Here is a 15964-nt window from a genome sequence, read left to right on the forward strand (position 1 = left end):
TGATGGATCACTCCATCTCCACCCTTTCATTGCCAATAATAATAACGGGTTTGCCGTTTTCGTATCCGGTTGTAAAGTTGGGAGTGTTTATGTTGGTTTTAATCACTCTAAATTCAGGGTTGGTAAAGCTTACAAAAACCAATGCCCACAAAGATGTGTTTTCGTCCCACTGCTGTAAATATACTCCCGTGGTCGATGTAGTTAGCCATTCGGCAAACAACTTACGCTCCAGTTCAAATACTTCCGGATAGCTTTTAAGATAAATATAATTACTCTCTTCTCCCGGAATCGTACTAGCAAAACGGCTGTGCAGTATAAACCCGCTGCCCTGAAAAAAAGTGCCCCAGGCATTGAGCGCAGGCAAATCGGCAATTACAGTTGGCTTTGTGGTTTGTGGTTTCTTTTTGCCGAAGAATTTAGAGAAAAACATAAGTAGGTCGAAAGTTTAAAAGTCCTAAAGTCGAAAGCAGCTAAAGTAGTGAAAACCGATTAAATGAAAGTTCAGGAAAATTGTAAAGTTGAATGAATGGATGAAGTCCTCCCTCTCTCCAAAGGGTAACTATATAAATTAATCCTGCTTATATTTTAAATAGCACTAGTGAACTTCTAATACACTTATAAAAACTAAATAGTATTTCATAACAACTTAACGACTACACAGTATTGTTATAAATATTTTGTAATATTGTTAAAATAATATCTTTTTATGACAGCAATTGTAGGTGTTTTAAATTCACAAGGTATAGCCATTGCAGCGGATAGTGCAGTAACGGTTTCAGGGAATAATGTAAAGAAAGTTTATAATCGAAGTAATAAAATTTTCACGCTTTCAAAATTTCATCCGGTAGGGATTGCCATTTATAACAGTGCTGATTTTATGGGTATTCCTTTGGAAACTTTAATAAAAATGTACAGAAAAAATCTTACTGATGAAGCTTTCGATACAGTAGAAGAATATAAAAATGATTTTATAGCTTTTTTAAAATCTCAATTGAAAAATGTTAGTAAAGAATACAAAGTTGATTCATTTTATAGATTTTGTTCATGGGCGCATATGACAATAATTAACAATATTATCCAAGCTTTAGATGAGCATGAAACAGATATCTATAGTTTAGAACAAGATGTAAGAACGCCTATATTTCATGATATATCAAATGACATATTAAATAAATATTCCATAAAATTAGATACTTTTGATAAAGTGAGCTATATGGATGTAAGTTTTGAGGACTACTGTAGCCAATACAACGAGGAACTAAAAACAATTAAGAATTATATTGAAGAAGAAGTTAATAAAGAGTACGATGGATTTACTTTAAATGACGAACATTATGAGCAAATAAAAAATATATTATATAAGCTTATTAATATTGAATTCATTTTTGAAAATTACTGTGGATTAGTTTTTATAGGATTTGGTGAAACCGAAATTTATCCATCAAGTCATCATGTATTAGTTGGAACATCAATCATCGATAATACTCGTATAAGAATGATGGATGTAATAAAAATTAATCCTGGGGTGCTTAATTCCTTATGCTCAGGCTGATGTTACGACTACTGTATTAACTGGTGTAGACCCCAATTATAAAGATGAGGTGAAAAAATCAGTTAAAAGTGCTTTTAATACAGCCTCATCACAAATCTCAACAATTCTTGAACATAATGAATTGTCAAGGCAAATTGATGATGCAATGACAAAAATATCAGATGAGCTTATACAAAATCTTGAAATTTACCAGTGGACAAAAATCACAGGTCCGCTGTTAGAGATATTAGCTCATATGGGAAAAGAAGATATGTCAGAACTTGCCGAGTCGTTAGTTAATATTACATCTTTAAAGCGTAAATTTACGTCGTCAAATTCTTCTGATGAAAGTGTTGGTGGTCCAGTCGATGTCGCTGTTATTTCTAAAGGCGATGGTTTTATTTGGATAAAACGTAAGCATTACTTTGATTTATTACACAACCAACCATTTAAAGATAAGTATTTTAAATAATGATATGAATAAATTAAAGAAACAACAACTTAGCGAAATATATCTACCGAAGGTTATTAAGGAGTCTACTGTTATAATAACAAATACTAGATTAAAAGCGGAAAATGTATTACGACAAACATATCCATCAATTTCTGTATCTGACGAAATTGAGAATGTTGTTAAACGGGAATTTAATAAAATCAGGATAAGTATTAATCCTGAAGGTTAATATAAACTGTAAACTGGTTTATAGTTACCCTTCAAACGAGAGGGGGAACAGCTATACTCATACTTATTAAGCGCTCTGATAATATTTTATACTACAAACAGGAAACAATCCAATAACCTAAATAAAAATCAGGCATGAGTGTAGCTTCTGACAACCAATAACTATCAACCACTGCACCCACCGCTTCAGTAAACAAATAAAAACCCGCCGTACCTTTGCACTGTAATTACAACAATACTTTAAATGTTGCCCGGGCATTTAAAATTTAGAATTCAGCATTTAAGATAAATATTTCAATCATTCAATATTTCAATTTTTAAATAAATGAATGACAGGAAACATTTATATCTCCGGCCAGATAGGCACGTTTGACGGCACCGCAGGCATAGAGCTTATAGATGTGGTAAGCCAGGTAAAAAAACAGCCCAAAGCCACTGCCTTTAATGTGCACATAAACAGCGAGGGTGGGTTGGTAGACGTAGGGTTTGATATTTACCAGTACCTCAAATCGCTCAAAAAGCCCCTTACCACCATAGGCAGTGGAATTGTGGCCAGCATTGCCACCGTAATTTTTATGGCAGGCGATAAACGCCAGGTTCGCGAAAACACCCCTTTTATGATTCATCTGCCGTGGGGTGGCTCTATGGGCACTGCCGATGAGCTGGAGCAGTTTGCAGAACAGCTTAGGAGCATTGAGAAAAAAATGGTGGCCTTTTACAAAAAAACGCTCAACGTACAGGAACAGGCCATAATGCCACTCTTAAAAAACGAAACGTGGCTAACGGGTAGGCAGCTTGCCAGCCTGGGCTTTACTACCTCGCGGCAGGTTAAGGCCGCAGCAAAAGCTTTCATTAACACAAACTCCATGAGAGGAACATTTACAGAGAAAGACAGGCACTGGATGGAAGGCCTGTTTACTAAAGTGCTGGGCAAGTTTAAAAACACCCACATTTTTAACAAAGTGGTACAGGATGCCACAGGTGCCGAAATTGATTTTACTGAACTGGGCGACGACGACCTTATTGAGGTGGGCGCCACTGCAACACTAGACGGTGCACCTGCCGAAGGCGAGTACCTTATGCCCGACGGTTACACCTATGTGTTTGAAGCCGGAGAGCTTACCGAGATTATTGAACCCGAGGAAGAAGAGGCTGAAACAACAGCTTTGCGTGCCGAAAACAAAGCCCTGAAACGCCAGTTAAACACCATTAAGAGTGAAGTACTTGCGCTTAAAAAACAGGTGGGCAGCAGGTTTAATGTAGATGGTAAAAAAGTAGCGCAGCGCAGGGGCAGTGAAGCCGACAAACTTGCAGGCATGAAAGAATATTTGAAAAACAACCGCAGGAAATAATGGCAAAACTGATAACAAGCGACTTAACCCTGGGCGCACGCGAGGCCGAAACCGTAAGCTCTGTAATTTTTGAAAGGGTATTTAACGAAAGTGACCTTGCAGAATATCATGATATTGAAACGGGTATTGATGTAAAAACCCAAATTGCCTTTGCCGGAAGGCTGGGACTGTTGGGCAAGGTTCAGGATACCGACAGTTGTGCGCCCGAAGAATCAGACGGGTTTGTGCTGAGCGAAAAATTCTGGACACCTGTGTTAGAGGAATTCAGGCTAAGGCACTGTCAAAAAGATCTCGATGGGCTAATAAAAATATTCAGGAAAGCCCAACGCGTTAACCCCGACTTTTTTGATGCCGTAGGCTCAGAAGACTTTGGGATTATTATTGCCGCAGTAGAAACTGCCCTTAAAGAGAACATTCACCGCAAGGTATGGTTTAATGATAAACAGGCCGCAATACAGCCCACAGGCGTGTTTACTACCGGCACCGACCTTGATTACTTTAACTCGTTCGACGGCCTTTTTAAACAGATCTTTGTAGATGTTACTGCCAATAAAATTAGTCGTGTGCCTGTTAGCGTTAATGCCGCTGCAACTTACACTGCGCAACAACTGCCCGAAGATGCCGCCCTCGGTATTTTAGAAAAGCTGGTTACCACTGCCGATGAAAGGCTTGTAGCTGCCGACGATGCTTTTATATTGGTTACACGCTCTATTGCCGACAACTATCGTGCCTCATTGCGCAACAAGAACCTTGGTTCCGGCTTTGTAGAGGTTGTAGAGCAGGGACGCCCTAAACTGTATTTTGACGGCATAGAGATTAAAGTGCGCTACGACTGGGACCGATATATTAAAACCTATCAAAACAACGGCACTAAATACAACCTGCCGCACAGGGCTGTGTTTACTACAAAAAGCAACATTCCGGTAGGTACGCTAAGCGACCAGGACCTTGCCAAGCTTGATGTGTTTTATGACAAAACCCAAAAAGCAAACTTTATAGATGCTGCCTATACTATAGATGCCAAACTGCTGGAAGACTATATGGTGGTAGCGGCGTATTAGGCTTAGCTGTTTCAGGTTGGGCCTCACCCCCTACCCCCCTTTCCAAAGGAGAGGGGGGAACTCCTGCCGATGCACTCATGCTTTTTAAACTATGTGGGGCGTAGAGACGTAGCACTGCTACGTCTAACAACAGGCACAGGCAGAGACGCAATGCATTGCGTCTCTACTAAAAAAATGTATCAATTAAGACGTTGCAATGCAACATCTCTACAAAGATTTGTGGGAAGAATTGAAATAAAAAAATCAAAACAACATGCCGGTAACAAACGATTGTACAGGACTTTTAACCAACGATATATTATTTGACTGCGCTAACGCTCCCGTGGGTGGCATAGAGCAAAACGTTGTGCTTATTAATAAAGAAGATATAGATATTACAGCCACAACGGTTAGCACAGCAAACAAGCTGCAAATTACAAACCTGCAACTAAAACCCGGCAAAAAGGGTTTTAAGCTGACAGGTGTAAAACAAAGCAATGGCAAGGCATGGGAGCTTGTTAAAAAAGAGAATGCTCCCGATAAATTTAAGCACACTTTTAGCGGTGTGATATTTACGCCAAGCCTGGAAAATAAAGAACAGGCCGACAACCTTAGTCAGGGAGGTAAATATGTGGTTGCGATAGAACAGGTTTGGAAAGGACAGGGCAATGCCGATGCTTTTGAGGTGCTGGGCTACAACAGCGGCCTGGAACTTACTACCATGACCAACAGCTCTAAAGAAAACGACAACATGATCATGTTCGAGCTGGCATCGGCCGATGGGTTTGAAGAAACCTCTATGCCAAAAACACTGCTGCATACTGATTATGCTACTACTAAAACAGTATTTGATGCTGCATTTATAGAATCGGCTTCCTAATGATCGATTTTTTAACTATGGATATTGCAACCCTTACCCGCAGTGTTACGGGTAAGGGGGTGCGATACCTGGAGCTGTTCCTTAAAGAATATACACGGGTATTTAATACAAAAGTAAACGCCTCGTGCCCTAAATGTTTACAGGGATATTTAACCAAATATAAAAACCATTTTTTAGCTATGGCAAATACATCGCAATACAGGCTACATGCCAAATATGAGAATATTCCGTTGCAGTTTGGCTCACCCATACTGATTAACAACGCCAACATTACCGATGAGTATGCAGAAATACTGCTGCAACGCCCCGGAGCTGAGTGCCTGTTTGCAAAAATGCCCTCTAAAGAACCCGTTGCTGCCAGAACAATGCGCATGAGTGCAGAGGTGCCTGCAAACGATCCTTCGGTTTCTGCAGAACCACAAAATACTATTGAGGGGGCTGACGATTTTGATTTAAGCAGCCTGACATGAGAACCCTACTTATAGATGTCTGGAAAAGGTTCACACCCTGGAGCAAAAGCACCGATGTGTATGCCAACGATACAGATAATGCCTACCCCGAACGCATGGACAGGCTTATAAACAACAGCGTTACTGCCAAAAGCGCAGCAGCTATTATGGTGCAGTATTTAATTGGCAGGGGCTATGGCACAGAGATTGACAGCCTTATTATTAACAAAAGTAAAAACCTGAAGCTTATAGATTTTGCCGATGACGTGGCAGACGATCTTGTAAAGCAGCGCGGTGTATTTATACACATTAACTGGAATGCCCTGTATCAGATTGCCGATTTTAGCGTGATGCCCTATGAATGGTGCCGCATTGGCAAAAAAGACAGTACTGATTATTCCGGAAAAATAGCCGTTAGCACAGACTGGCCTAACCCTAAAAAAAGCCAGACAGAGCTTATAGACGTTTACAACCCTCGAAAGGCGGTAATAGATGCACAGGTGCAAAAAGCAGGCGGATGGGAACATTATAAAGGCCAGATACTGTTTGTAAATATGGATACCAAACTTATCTATCCGCTTAGCCGTATAGACCCTGTTGCAGAAGATTGTGACAGCGAGGCGCAGGCATCTGTCTATAAAAACAAACTGCTTCGCAAGGGATTCTTTGGCAATACGCTTGTTGTAACACGTCCTCTTGTAGGCGATGGTCTTGAACCGGGCAGCCGTGCCCTGCAACAGGCCGAAACTGAGAGGGAGGTTTTTCAGCAGGCCATTAAAGACAGCCTTGGTGCACAAAACACAGGCGGTGTACTTTGTCTTGAAATGGATTTTGCAGGCGAAAAGCTGGACGATGCCATTTTGATAAAACAGATAGAAAGCAAAATTGACGACAAGCTGTTTAACTATACCGAGGCCAGTGTGCGCGAAAACATTTTGGTAGCCTTTAACAACCTTCCTGCCGGGCTTGTCAAGACCAACGAGTCGGCACTGTTTGGCAATTCCGGCGAGGCCATTCGGGAGATGAAACGCACCTATTGGGAAAACACCTGTAAGGAGCGCAATTTACTCACATCGGTCATCAACCAGCTCCTGCAACACTCGCAGGATCTTTCGAGCCTTGTTGTTCAACCCCTAAAGCTTACAGATGATGCAGCCCCTGATAACCCGCAGTGATATTGCCCGGTATAAGCAGATTTCTAAGACCCCATTTGACGATAAGCTGCACGAACAGATACTCGATGCACAATTGCTCGACCTGCAACCCCTTATTGGCGAAAGCTTTTTTAATAAAATTATTGCCAACCCCGATGCATACAGCAATTTACTTGGCGGAGGCGTTTATATGCACGACGGCATTGAATATACCCACTATGGGCTTAGCATGGTGCTTACTTACTTTGCCTATGCACGGTATATGATGTTTTCTTCGGTTACAGATACACCTTTCTCTGTAGTGGAAAAACTTAACGACAACAGCCGCCCTGCAGATACATCGGCAAAAAAAACGCTGTATAACTTAAACCGCGAGGCCGCCATGCAGGTTTGGCAAAACGTGCACAACTACCTAGTGCGCACCAACCACCCAGACTATAAGAGAGCCTGCAATGGCACACCCGGCAGATTTCGATTTAAAAAAATTGGCTGAGCATGAATATTATAAGCACTGTAAACGACAAGCGTTTTAGCATTAACAACATTCGTTATTTAAAAAATTACATTACTTCCATAAATGGCAACAAAATAGAGATCTTTAACTGCTATGAGCGCCACGATGTGCTTGTACCGTTAACCCATTACAGCAATTTTATGGTAGATGGTGTAATCTACCCCAATGTTGCAGGGTTGCAGTCGGCATTGTTGCCTGTGTTGTATTCAAGAAGTAACCTTGGCGGAGACAGCCCGGACATTGACCCCGATAATATAGATGTTGTAAGGCACATTCGTGCTGCATCTACAAATAAAACCGATGTTGTGGCTGTTATAAACAATTTGGAAATGTTTGGTATAGACGACAAACAGAGCCTTTGGTTTTGGGTTCTTATTCCGGGCGATGAAAATATTGACGGCAGGATAGGTCACCCGGTATTGTGTAAATACAAAATGATAAACTATGGCAAAGGCACTTACGGGCTTGGAGCATTTCAGTTAGAAGCTGATGATATTGAGCTCATCAGTACCTCTAAAGTCACGGTAGATGATATTGAATCAGACCCGGATACCGATGTTATAAATTATGGAAGCCTAACTACACAAAGCATCTCTAACTGGCTAAGAGCGCAAAATCCGGCAATAAACATACAAGCACCAGCTCAGGGCTATACTTTGTTTAAAGGTAGCGTTAACGGTGTTGAAACTACTTATTTATGGCTTGGAGGTACCGGAATGAGCAATGAATTGACTGTAGGACAAGTTTATTTCATGACTATGGATAAGCTTGTTGTAGCGGGCAATCAGGACAATATAGATATTAAAAAAGACTTTAGCTTAGCCAGCCGTGTGTATGACCAGGCAACTGTACTTAACTTAATAAATAGCCTGCCTGCCTATGTTGTAAACGAAAACCAGTCGGTTTGGTTCGTAGGGAGGCATTCCGGAAGAATTCCCGGTTTTCCCGGCATTCCAGGAAGCGGTTTTATAACCAACCCTTTTATTGTAAAGTATAAAATGCTCAACAAAGGCAAGGGAATTTATGGCACAGGCCACACACAGTTAACCACAAATGATATTGAATTAGTGTACAGCAATGAAGCTTCGCTAAACGACCTTGAGTCGGTTACTACCACAGAAATAATTCCGTTTACATTGGCAGAGGAACAAACTATTAGTGAGTGGCTTAACACACAACTTTCTCCATTTACAATCAGGCCACAGGAAGACGGTTATACCATTTTTAAAAGTCAAATTGCAGACGACGAATTGTCTTATTTATGGATTGGCTATGATGGTGAATACGGATATGGAGAAAGCCAGTCTTCCATGGATGATTTTCAGTTACTAAATGAAACCGTGTTGCCTGTAAATCAGGATAACGTAGATATTAAAAAATCGTTCACTATACCCGAAACTTATACTACAGCAAGCATATTAGATATTATAAATGACCTGGAAAGTTATGAAATACAGGAAACGCAATCGGTATGGTTTGTGGGCATGCAACGAAGAAGGCCAGGCGGTTTGTGGGGTATATCGTTGAATTTTAATCCTGTAATCTTAAAATACAAACTGCTTAACAAAGGCAAAGGTATGTATGGGCGTGGCGGAATACAGTTGCTAAGCAGGGATATAGAGTTGGTTTACAGCAATGAAGCAACCGTTAACGATATGGAACTCGACGTAGAGACCCAAGTTGTCAATGCTGACCCAAATACAGATCAAAGCATTAGTGAATGGCTAAACGAACAAATACCTGCAATTGTGTTGCGCCCGCAGGAAGAAGGTTATACCATTTTTAAAGACGGCTCGGGCGAAGAAGAGCGCTCCTGGCTTTGGATAGGTTATGACGGCACTTATGGCGATGGTGAAATACAGAGTTCTGATGCCGATTTTCAGATACTGAATAAAGTCCCGACAGTTCCGGCAACACTGCACAGACCCGTAAAAATTATTAATACAGCATCGACAGGTTTTGATAGCGGAACTTATACTTTGCTTGCCGAAGACCGCGATATGTGGCTTGTATTTGAGATTCAAACTGATTTTTTTGTAAAAATCCCCACAAATGTATTTACGGCAAATACACTTTTAGAGGGTGAAAACGCAGATACAGGTCAGGCAACCTTTATTACCGATGGCAATGATTTAATATTGCATCACGGAGCATCTGAACTACCAAAAACAGCCGAAATGAACAGTGTTTTTGGTTTAAAGTTCAGAACAGTAAATGATGTATCCTTATTTGGAAAACTCGAAATGATATGAGCCCTGTAATAGCGTCGGGCAGGAAACGTCCACAACATCCTGCTTTTATATCTACGTGGAAAACAAACAACACAAGCACTGGTAGCAGTAATGCAAACCAAATAACCTTGCCCTTGTATCAGGACGGAATTTATGATTTTAAGGTAGACTGGGGTGATGGCACGAGTTCTCATATCACCTCAAATACCCTTGAAGAGGCAACTCATGATTATGCTATATCAGGCACCTATACTCTCACCATAAAAGGGACTCTTGTAGGGTTTCGTTTTAATAATGTAGGCGATTGTTTAAAATTGTTAGAAGTACATCAATGGGGTTGCTTAAGAATCGGTAATTACGGTTTTAATTTTATGGGCTGTAGTAACCTGATATTAAATCAGGTTGCAGACGTAATAAATATTAAAGGCGTTGATAACCTTCAATATATGTTTTGTTACTGTACCTCTTTAAATGTGATCAACAGGATCAATGAGTGGGACATGAGTAACGTTACAACAATAAGGGGACTATTTTTTCAGGTATCGCAATTTAATCAGCCATTGAATAACTGGGATACATCCAATATTACTGATATGAGTAATTTGTTCTATCAGGCTACGAGTTTTAATCAACCATTGAATAACTGGAACATCGGCAAGGTAACAACACTGGAATCAACCTTTTATACCGCATCAGCTTTCAACCAGCCATTAAATAACTGGGACACTTCTAATGTTACAAGCATGCTTCAAACTTTTGGCAGGGCAACATCGTTTAATCAGCCACTGAATAACTGGAACACAAGTAAGGTAACAGATATGAGAAATATGTTCAGGTTAGCCTCAGGACTAAATGGTCGCTTTAATCAGGATATATCTTCATGGGATACCGGAAAAGTTACTACAATGTTCTACATGTTTGCCTACAACACTATTTTTAATCAACCTTTGGACACATGGGATGTTTCAAGTGTATTTGAACTATCATCCATGTTTAGACAGTGTAAATCTTTTAACCAACAATTAAATACCTGGATCACTTCCAAGACAACAGATATGGACTTAATGTTTTTGGAAGCTCAAAACTTCAATCAACCGCTTAGCAATTGGAATACTGAGAATGTAACAACTATGGAATTTATGTTTCAAAGCGCTCCAGCTTTTAATCAGGATATCAGTAACTGGAACATACAAAAAGTTTCCGGCTTCACTAATTTTATGGCTTTAAAAACTTTTGCAAATTATTCTACTGCAAATTATGATGCCCTTCTCAACTCATGGAGCACTCAGAATGTAATTACAGGCAGAACAATCCATTTTGGTACCATCAAATATACTTCTGCAACTCAAAATGCCCGTAACATACTCATCAATTCTAAAGGCTGGACAATTTATGATGGAGGTATGGTCGTTTAGCTTTGCTCAATATTTGTAAATATGTAGCATGATGAAAATAATTCAATCTCTGTTTCTCTCAGTAATAGCCTTTTATATCCCTTTACAGGGAATTCTCGTTGCGGTAGGTGCTGCTATTGCATTGGATACCTGCACCGGAATTTACAAATCCTTTAAAACCAATAAACCTATTTACAGTCGGCGCTTTGCCGATATTATTCTTAAAATGTTAATATACGAACTGGTAATCTTAATGATATATACTATAGATTATTTTCTGTTATCAGAGTTTTTTAAACTTTGGTTCTCTGTCGGGTATTTCTTTACTAAAGCCTGTGCCATGGTACTCATCTTTACAGAGATGATTTCTATAAAAGAAAACATCGAAGAAGCTCATAACATAAATATTCTTAAGCAACTTCAAAATGTTTTAAAACGCACTCACGATTTAAAAAAAGATATACTTGACCTAACCGACATCAACCATGGATCTAATAACTCTCAACCGTATTAAATTGCTGCACCCGGCCGTAAGAACCGATACCCTTGATATATATCAGTATATAAACAGCAAATTATTAAGCAAAAATGTACGTCTCCGCTTTGCTCATACATTAAGGTCGTTTACCGAACAAGATAATCTCTATGCCATAGGTCGTACAAAACCCGGCAAAAAAGTAACCAATGCCAAAGCCGGACAATCGATACATAATTACGGATTGGCATTCGACATCGTATTACTGACAGACAAAAATAGCGATGGTAATTTTGAAACCGCATCCTGGGATATTAGAGCCGATAACGACAAAGACGGACAGCCTGACTGGATGGAAGTGGTCAACTACTTTAAAAGCAAAGGATGGATGTGGGGTGGCGACTGGAAATCTTTTCCTGATTATCCTCATTTTGAAAGAACTTTTGGATACAACTGGAAAATTCTTCAGGAAAAATATAATTCAGGAGATGTGTTTACAGAAGTAATTGACGGAATAACTTACAAATGGGTAAACTTATGATAAAACACATATCTCATTTAGTAATATTTATACTGATAATCGTCTTGCTTTTATCTGTAAACAAATGCAATGGCATCCAAAAAGAACTTAAGGCCAATGCCATTACTTTAACCGATACCGTTACTTATTTAACTAACGCTTTGGGTACTAAAACTGCAACTGTTTCAGCATTGCAATTAGAGAAATCTGAGCTAAAAAAGCTCATCATGTCTAAAGATGCCGAAGTCAAAGCCCTTGCCCAATCATTTTCTAAAATTAAAGCAATAACCAAATATTCCGAAGTCATAAAATACGACACCATCACAGTTTTCTTTAAAGACAGTCTACCTTGCTCATTCAACCGAACAGGCAATATCAAAACTAAATGGTATGCATTTAGCTATAAAGCCTCTCAAAAAAGTTTTATAATAGACAGTCTTACAATGCCCAACCAAGCCATCATTATAACAGGTTTTAAACGAAAGTGGTTCTTAGGAAATGAAGTTTTAACCACTCAGGTAACCCATTCCAATCCGTATATAACGGTAACCGGAATTACATCAGTCGAAGTAGCCCTACCCCAACCATGGTATAAAAAATGGTATGTTTGGCTGGCTGGAGGAATCACAGGCGGGTTACTAATCTCAAAATAGATCAGTTAAAAACCTCACGCAACACTTCGAGCGATCTTGGTTTAATAAACCCATCGAGGTGAAGGGCATAATAATCCATAAGAATTTTTAGCAGTGCCTGCCTTTCGGTAATATGAAAGGCTTTGGTACTGTTATCCAGTTTTAAAGGCATAAGCCTTAAGAGTAAAGCCGTTTCGTGACTGTTAAGGCAGGTTATCGATGGATATTCGATAAAAACACCTTCAGTCATTTCAAAAAAATCATAATTGCTTTGAGCATTGTTAGGATAAAAACCCAAAAACTTGGTAAGTTCCAACAACAGTATTAAGTGAAAATTAGCAACTTCATCATGATTGTCAAGCCATAACAAAGCTGTTTCTAAAAAATAATATAAGCTCTCATTTTGCTCTTCCTCTCTAATACTATGATGCAGCATTTCGGCAATAAACATGGCTATAGAAGCTTTAACCATATTAGTTGTAACACTTTGATAGTTATGCGCCAACCTTACTTCTTTAAAATATTCAAGGGTATTTTTATTTTTATGCGAAGCCTCTATTTCGAGTATATTTAGCGGCCTGAAATAAACCATTTTCTGGTTACTTTTTTTTGAGGTAAATGCATCACGCACATAGTATGACTTTAAACCGCTACTTTGGGTAAAACATTTTACTACCAGGCTTTTTTCCTGATAACGCAATGCACTAAGCACTATAGCTTTGGTCTTAACTAACAAACTTTTTAAATTACGAATTTCAAATTACGAATTATGAAGATAAACCACGAATATCGTAATTCGTAATTTGAAATTCATAATTATCTTACTATCATCACTTTCTTTACCTTGGTCAATGTAGCATCTTCAGATGAAATAAAAATCATATACACTCCTGAACGCACTTTGTATTTTCCAAAGGCACGCGTATCCCACAATATAGTACCACCCTCAGATGTAGCTTCATAGACAAGATTGCCCTCAATATCTGTAATTTTTACATTTGCCCTGTTTACAAGTCCGCTAATTTTTACGTCTCCCTCAAAACCCGGGCGCACAGGGTTAGGATAAACATATACATTGTTAAGGTCGTCTTCGGCAGCAGTACTCGTTCCTTTATAAGAAACCATCCCCCTATCGGTAGCAAAAAAAACTTCACCGGTAGTATCGTCAATCTCAATGTCGTTTATATTATTGCTGGGCAATGGCGAGTTATCTTTCGTAAAATGAAAAAGAGTACTCTGCCCGTCGGGCGATACTAAAAATGCCCCGGCTCCTGCCGTAGCTATCCATTTATTGTTGGAACCATCGGTTTTTATATCGGTTATACTCTGCTCATACATTAGTTCCTGCGCAACACCATCTTCCAAAAAAACAATATTGGTGGCTTCCAGGGTGTTTTCCGTAACAAAACGGTCTACACTCTGTATTATCCTTAAACCACTCACTGTACCTATCCAAAGACGGTTACTGTTGTCTATTTCTACACACTTGACATAGATATTAGGCAATCCGCTGTCCATGTTTATAACGATACCTTTATTGCCCAGGCTTTCGTTAAAGGCCACTAACCCACTGCCAAAAGTAGGTATCCATTTTGTACCGTTTTTATCAATAACCAACTTACCAAACTCATCCTTTTCATTAGCCATTATATTTGCTAAACTGAATTCTTGCATAGTGCCGCTGGCAGGTAACATTTTTAAAGGCTCTGTAACCCTTCCGTTAGTCATCCAAAGGTTACCATTAGCATCAAATGTGCCTCCGTTTATGCGGATACTCCGATAACTACCATCTATCACAGGCTCAAATTTAGTTCCGTTTGGTGCGGCATCTGTATACATAATAACCGGAACATCATCTTCCAGCTTTAGCAAGCCGTTATGAAACGAATTTAGATACACCTCCCTTTCGCGATTGGGATGAATGGTTATATCCGATATAGACCGTAAAGGCCCAAATGCAGATAATGTGCTGTAAGGTATATTAACCCACCCCCTGCTTGTAAACTTGCTAACACCATACTCTTCGAGGCCGGGTACATACATGTAGCTGTAAGTACCAAAAACAGCCCAAAGATTATTGCGCGATTTTTGTATCGAAAAAACATTGTTGCGCAAAGGCCCGTCAGGAGTTATATTTTCAAAAGGTGCCGAAAAATCTAAAGGCACAGTAAATACGCCCCGCTCCTTGGTGCCTATATAAAGCATGGGGCCTACAACTGTGGCACGGGTGTAAGTAATTGTATCTGTTTCGTTGGGTATAGCGTTTATTTGCAATACCTGCTGCAACTGGGCATTGTAAACAATAATTTTAGAAGCACTGGTAGCGATTAAATACTGCCCAGACACCCTAAGATCTGTACCCGGGGCTAAAAGTGCCCCAAAAGCAACCCTGTTGTCGTTTACAAACCTTGCAATATCGCCTGCGTTATCTACAGCAATAAGCATATTGCCAAAAGTAACAATACCATTCCACCAGTATCCCGGGTAAACGGTATCCCACTGATTGTAATCGTTAAGATTAGGATTATTAAGCCTGCCTTTTTTTATACCATAACCCAAAAAAGTGGCAGCATAAATATTGCCTTCATAAATGGTAGCCTGTCTTACAGGAATTTCAGACCCATTTGGACCCAAATAAAACGTATCGCCAAATTCAAGTGTTTCAAGATTAAATACAACTATACCAAAATCAGTACATATATAGACCAGCCCATTGTTTTCATAAAAACTGTTTATCTTTTTTTTAGTAGCCACAACAGTGGTTTCTTCTACAATTCCGCGCCTGCTAACAATACTGTTATTAGCGTTAATTATCAAAAGAAGCCCGTTGCTGTTCCCTACCAAGGTCCGGTTATATTCTGAACTGTGATATATGGCCGTAATGCCTTCTCCTTTTAGCCCGTCTACCGATGTTATGGTTTTAAGCTCCCCGCTAACAATATTCTGTATAAAGGCGGCACTTTCACTGGTGCAAAAAAAACGGCTTTCAGACTGCGACATATCCACCACATTGGTGTACGAAAAATAACTGCCCCACTGCTGTCGGTTGCTCTGGGCATTAATACCTATACAGAAAAAGAAAATAAGTAAACGGAGAAAATGTTTCATCA

Annotated in this window: 17 protein-coding genes; 14 read left to right on the forward strand and 3 right to left on the reverse strand. The window is 39.6% G+C overall.

Annotated elements, in window-relative coordinates; genetic code table 11:
* Positions 1-7: 7 nt before the first annotated feature.
* Positions 8-430 carry a hypothetical protein gene (locus GR160_RS08605; protein ID WP_160749452.1) on the reverse strand — a complete coding sequence of 141 codons (423 nt, stop codon included), beginning with the start codon at positions 428-430 and terminating at the stop codon, positions 8-10.
* A gap of 276 nt (positions 431-706) precedes the next feature.
* Between GR160_RS08605 and GR160_RS08610 the strand changes: the two genes are divergently transcribed.
* From GR160_RS08610 to GR160_RS08675, 14 genes are all read left to right on the forward strand, one after another.
* On the forward strand, positions 707-1552 hold the full coding sequence (locus GR160_RS08610; RefSeq protein ID WP_160749453.1) for a hypothetical protein: 846 nt from the start codon (positions 707-709) through the stop codon (positions 1550-1552).
* A 49-nt stretch (positions 1553-1601) separates the two neighbouring features.
* Entirely contained in the window at positions 1602-2003 is a 402-nt protein-coding gene (locus tag GR160_RS08615) for a hypothetical protein (RefSeq protein ID WP_160749454.1), read from the forward strand.
* Positions 2004-2007: 4 nt separating this feature from the next.
* A complete protein-coding gene (locus tag GR160_RS08620; RefSeq protein WP_160749455.1) occupies positions 2008-2214 on the forward strand; it encodes a hypothetical protein in 207 nt (68 codons plus the stop codon).
* Positions 2215-2542: 328 nt separating this feature from the next.
* Positions 2543-3565 (forward strand): head maturation protease, ClpP-related, encoded by a 1023-nt coding sequence (locus GR160_RS08625; RefSeq protein ID WP_160749456.1) that lies wholly within the window; start codon positions 2543-2545, stop codon positions 3563-3565.
* Positions 3565-4626: a hypothetical protein gene (locus GR160_RS08630; RefSeq protein ID WP_160749457.1), complete on the forward strand. Its 1062-nt coding sequence runs from the start codon at positions 3565-3567 to the stop codon at positions 4624-4626. Before GR160_RS08625 ends, GR160_RS08630 begins: the two co-directional genes overlap by 1 nt.
* 253 nt (positions 4627-4879) lie before the next feature.
* The gene (locus GR160_RS08635; RefSeq protein WP_202390746.1) at positions 4880-5485 is read left to right on the forward strand and encodes a hypothetical protein; all 606 of its coding nucleotides are present in this window, start codon (positions 4880-4882) and stop codon (positions 5483-5485) included.
* Positions 5485-5955, forward strand: coding sequence for a hypothetical protein (locus tag GR160_RS08640; protein WP_160749458.1), 471 nt, complete (start codon positions 5485-5487; stop codon positions 5953-5955). The genes GR160_RS08635 and GR160_RS08640 overlap by 1 nt, the downstream gene beginning before the upstream one ends.
* Positions 5952-7109, forward strand: a complete 1158-nt coding sequence (locus GR160_RS08645) for a hypothetical protein (RefSeq protein WP_160749459.1) — start codon at positions 5952-5954, stop codon at positions 7107-7109. Before GR160_RS08640 ends, GR160_RS08645 begins: the two co-directional genes overlap by 4 nt.
* A complete protein-coding gene (locus GR160_RS08650) occupies positions 7081-7581 on the forward strand; it encodes a hypothetical protein (protein WP_160749460.1) in 501 nt (166 codons plus the stop codon). The genes GR160_RS08645 and GR160_RS08650 overlap by 29 nt, the downstream gene beginning before the upstream one ends.
* A gap of 2 nt (positions 7582-7583) precedes the next feature.
* A complete protein-coding gene (locus GR160_RS08655; protein ID WP_160749461.1) occupies positions 7584-9854 on the forward strand; it encodes a hypothetical protein in 2271 nt (756 codons plus the stop codon).
* Positions 9851-11248 (forward strand): BspA family leucine-rich repeat surface protein, encoded by a 1398-nt coding sequence (locus GR160_RS08660; protein ID WP_160749462.1) that lies wholly within the window; start codon positions 9851-9853, stop codon positions 11246-11248. The genes GR160_RS08655 and GR160_RS08660 overlap by 4 nt, the downstream gene beginning before the upstream one ends.
* A gap of 28 nt (positions 11249-11276) precedes the next feature.
* A complete protein-coding gene (locus GR160_RS08665; protein WP_160749463.1) occupies positions 11277-11741 on the forward strand; it encodes a phage holin family protein in 465 nt (154 codons plus the stop codon).
* Complete coding sequence (locus tag GR160_RS08670; RefSeq protein ID WP_160749464.1) at positions 11713-12243, forward strand: M15 family metallopeptidase; 531 nt, start codon at positions 11713-11715, stop codon at positions 12241-12243. Before GR160_RS08665 ends, GR160_RS08670 begins: the two co-directional genes overlap by 29 nt.
* Positions 12240-12875, forward strand: a complete 636-nt coding sequence (locus tag GR160_RS08675) for a DUF6549 family protein (RefSeq protein ID WP_160749465.1) — start codon at positions 12240-12242, stop codon at positions 12873-12875. The genes GR160_RS08670 and GR160_RS08675 overlap by 4 nt, the downstream gene beginning before the upstream one ends.
* A 1-nt stretch (position 12876) precedes the next feature.
* Here the strand turns inward: GR160_RS08675 and recO are convergent, their stop codons facing one another.
* Both recO and GR160_RS08685 read right to left on the reverse strand, forming a co-directional pair.
* Positions 12877-13590 (reverse strand): DNA repair protein RecO, encoded by a 714-nt coding sequence (gene recO, locus GR160_RS08680; protein ID WP_160749466.1) that lies wholly within the window; start codon positions 13588-13590, stop codon positions 12877-12879.
* A gap of 80 nt (positions 13591-13670) precedes the next feature.
* The gene (locus GR160_RS08685) at positions 13671-15962 is read right to left on the reverse strand and encodes a T9SS type A sorting domain-containing protein (protein WP_160749467.1); all 2292 of its coding nucleotides are present in this window, start codon (positions 15960-15962) and stop codon (positions 13671-13673) included.
* Positions 15963-15964: the final 2 nt, after the last annotated feature.

It is taken from the genome of Flavobacterium sp. Sd200 (assembly GCF_009826935.1).
Classification (GTDB): domain Bacteria; phylum Bacteroidota; class Bacteroidia; order Flavobacteriales; family Flavobacteriaceae; genus Flavobacterium.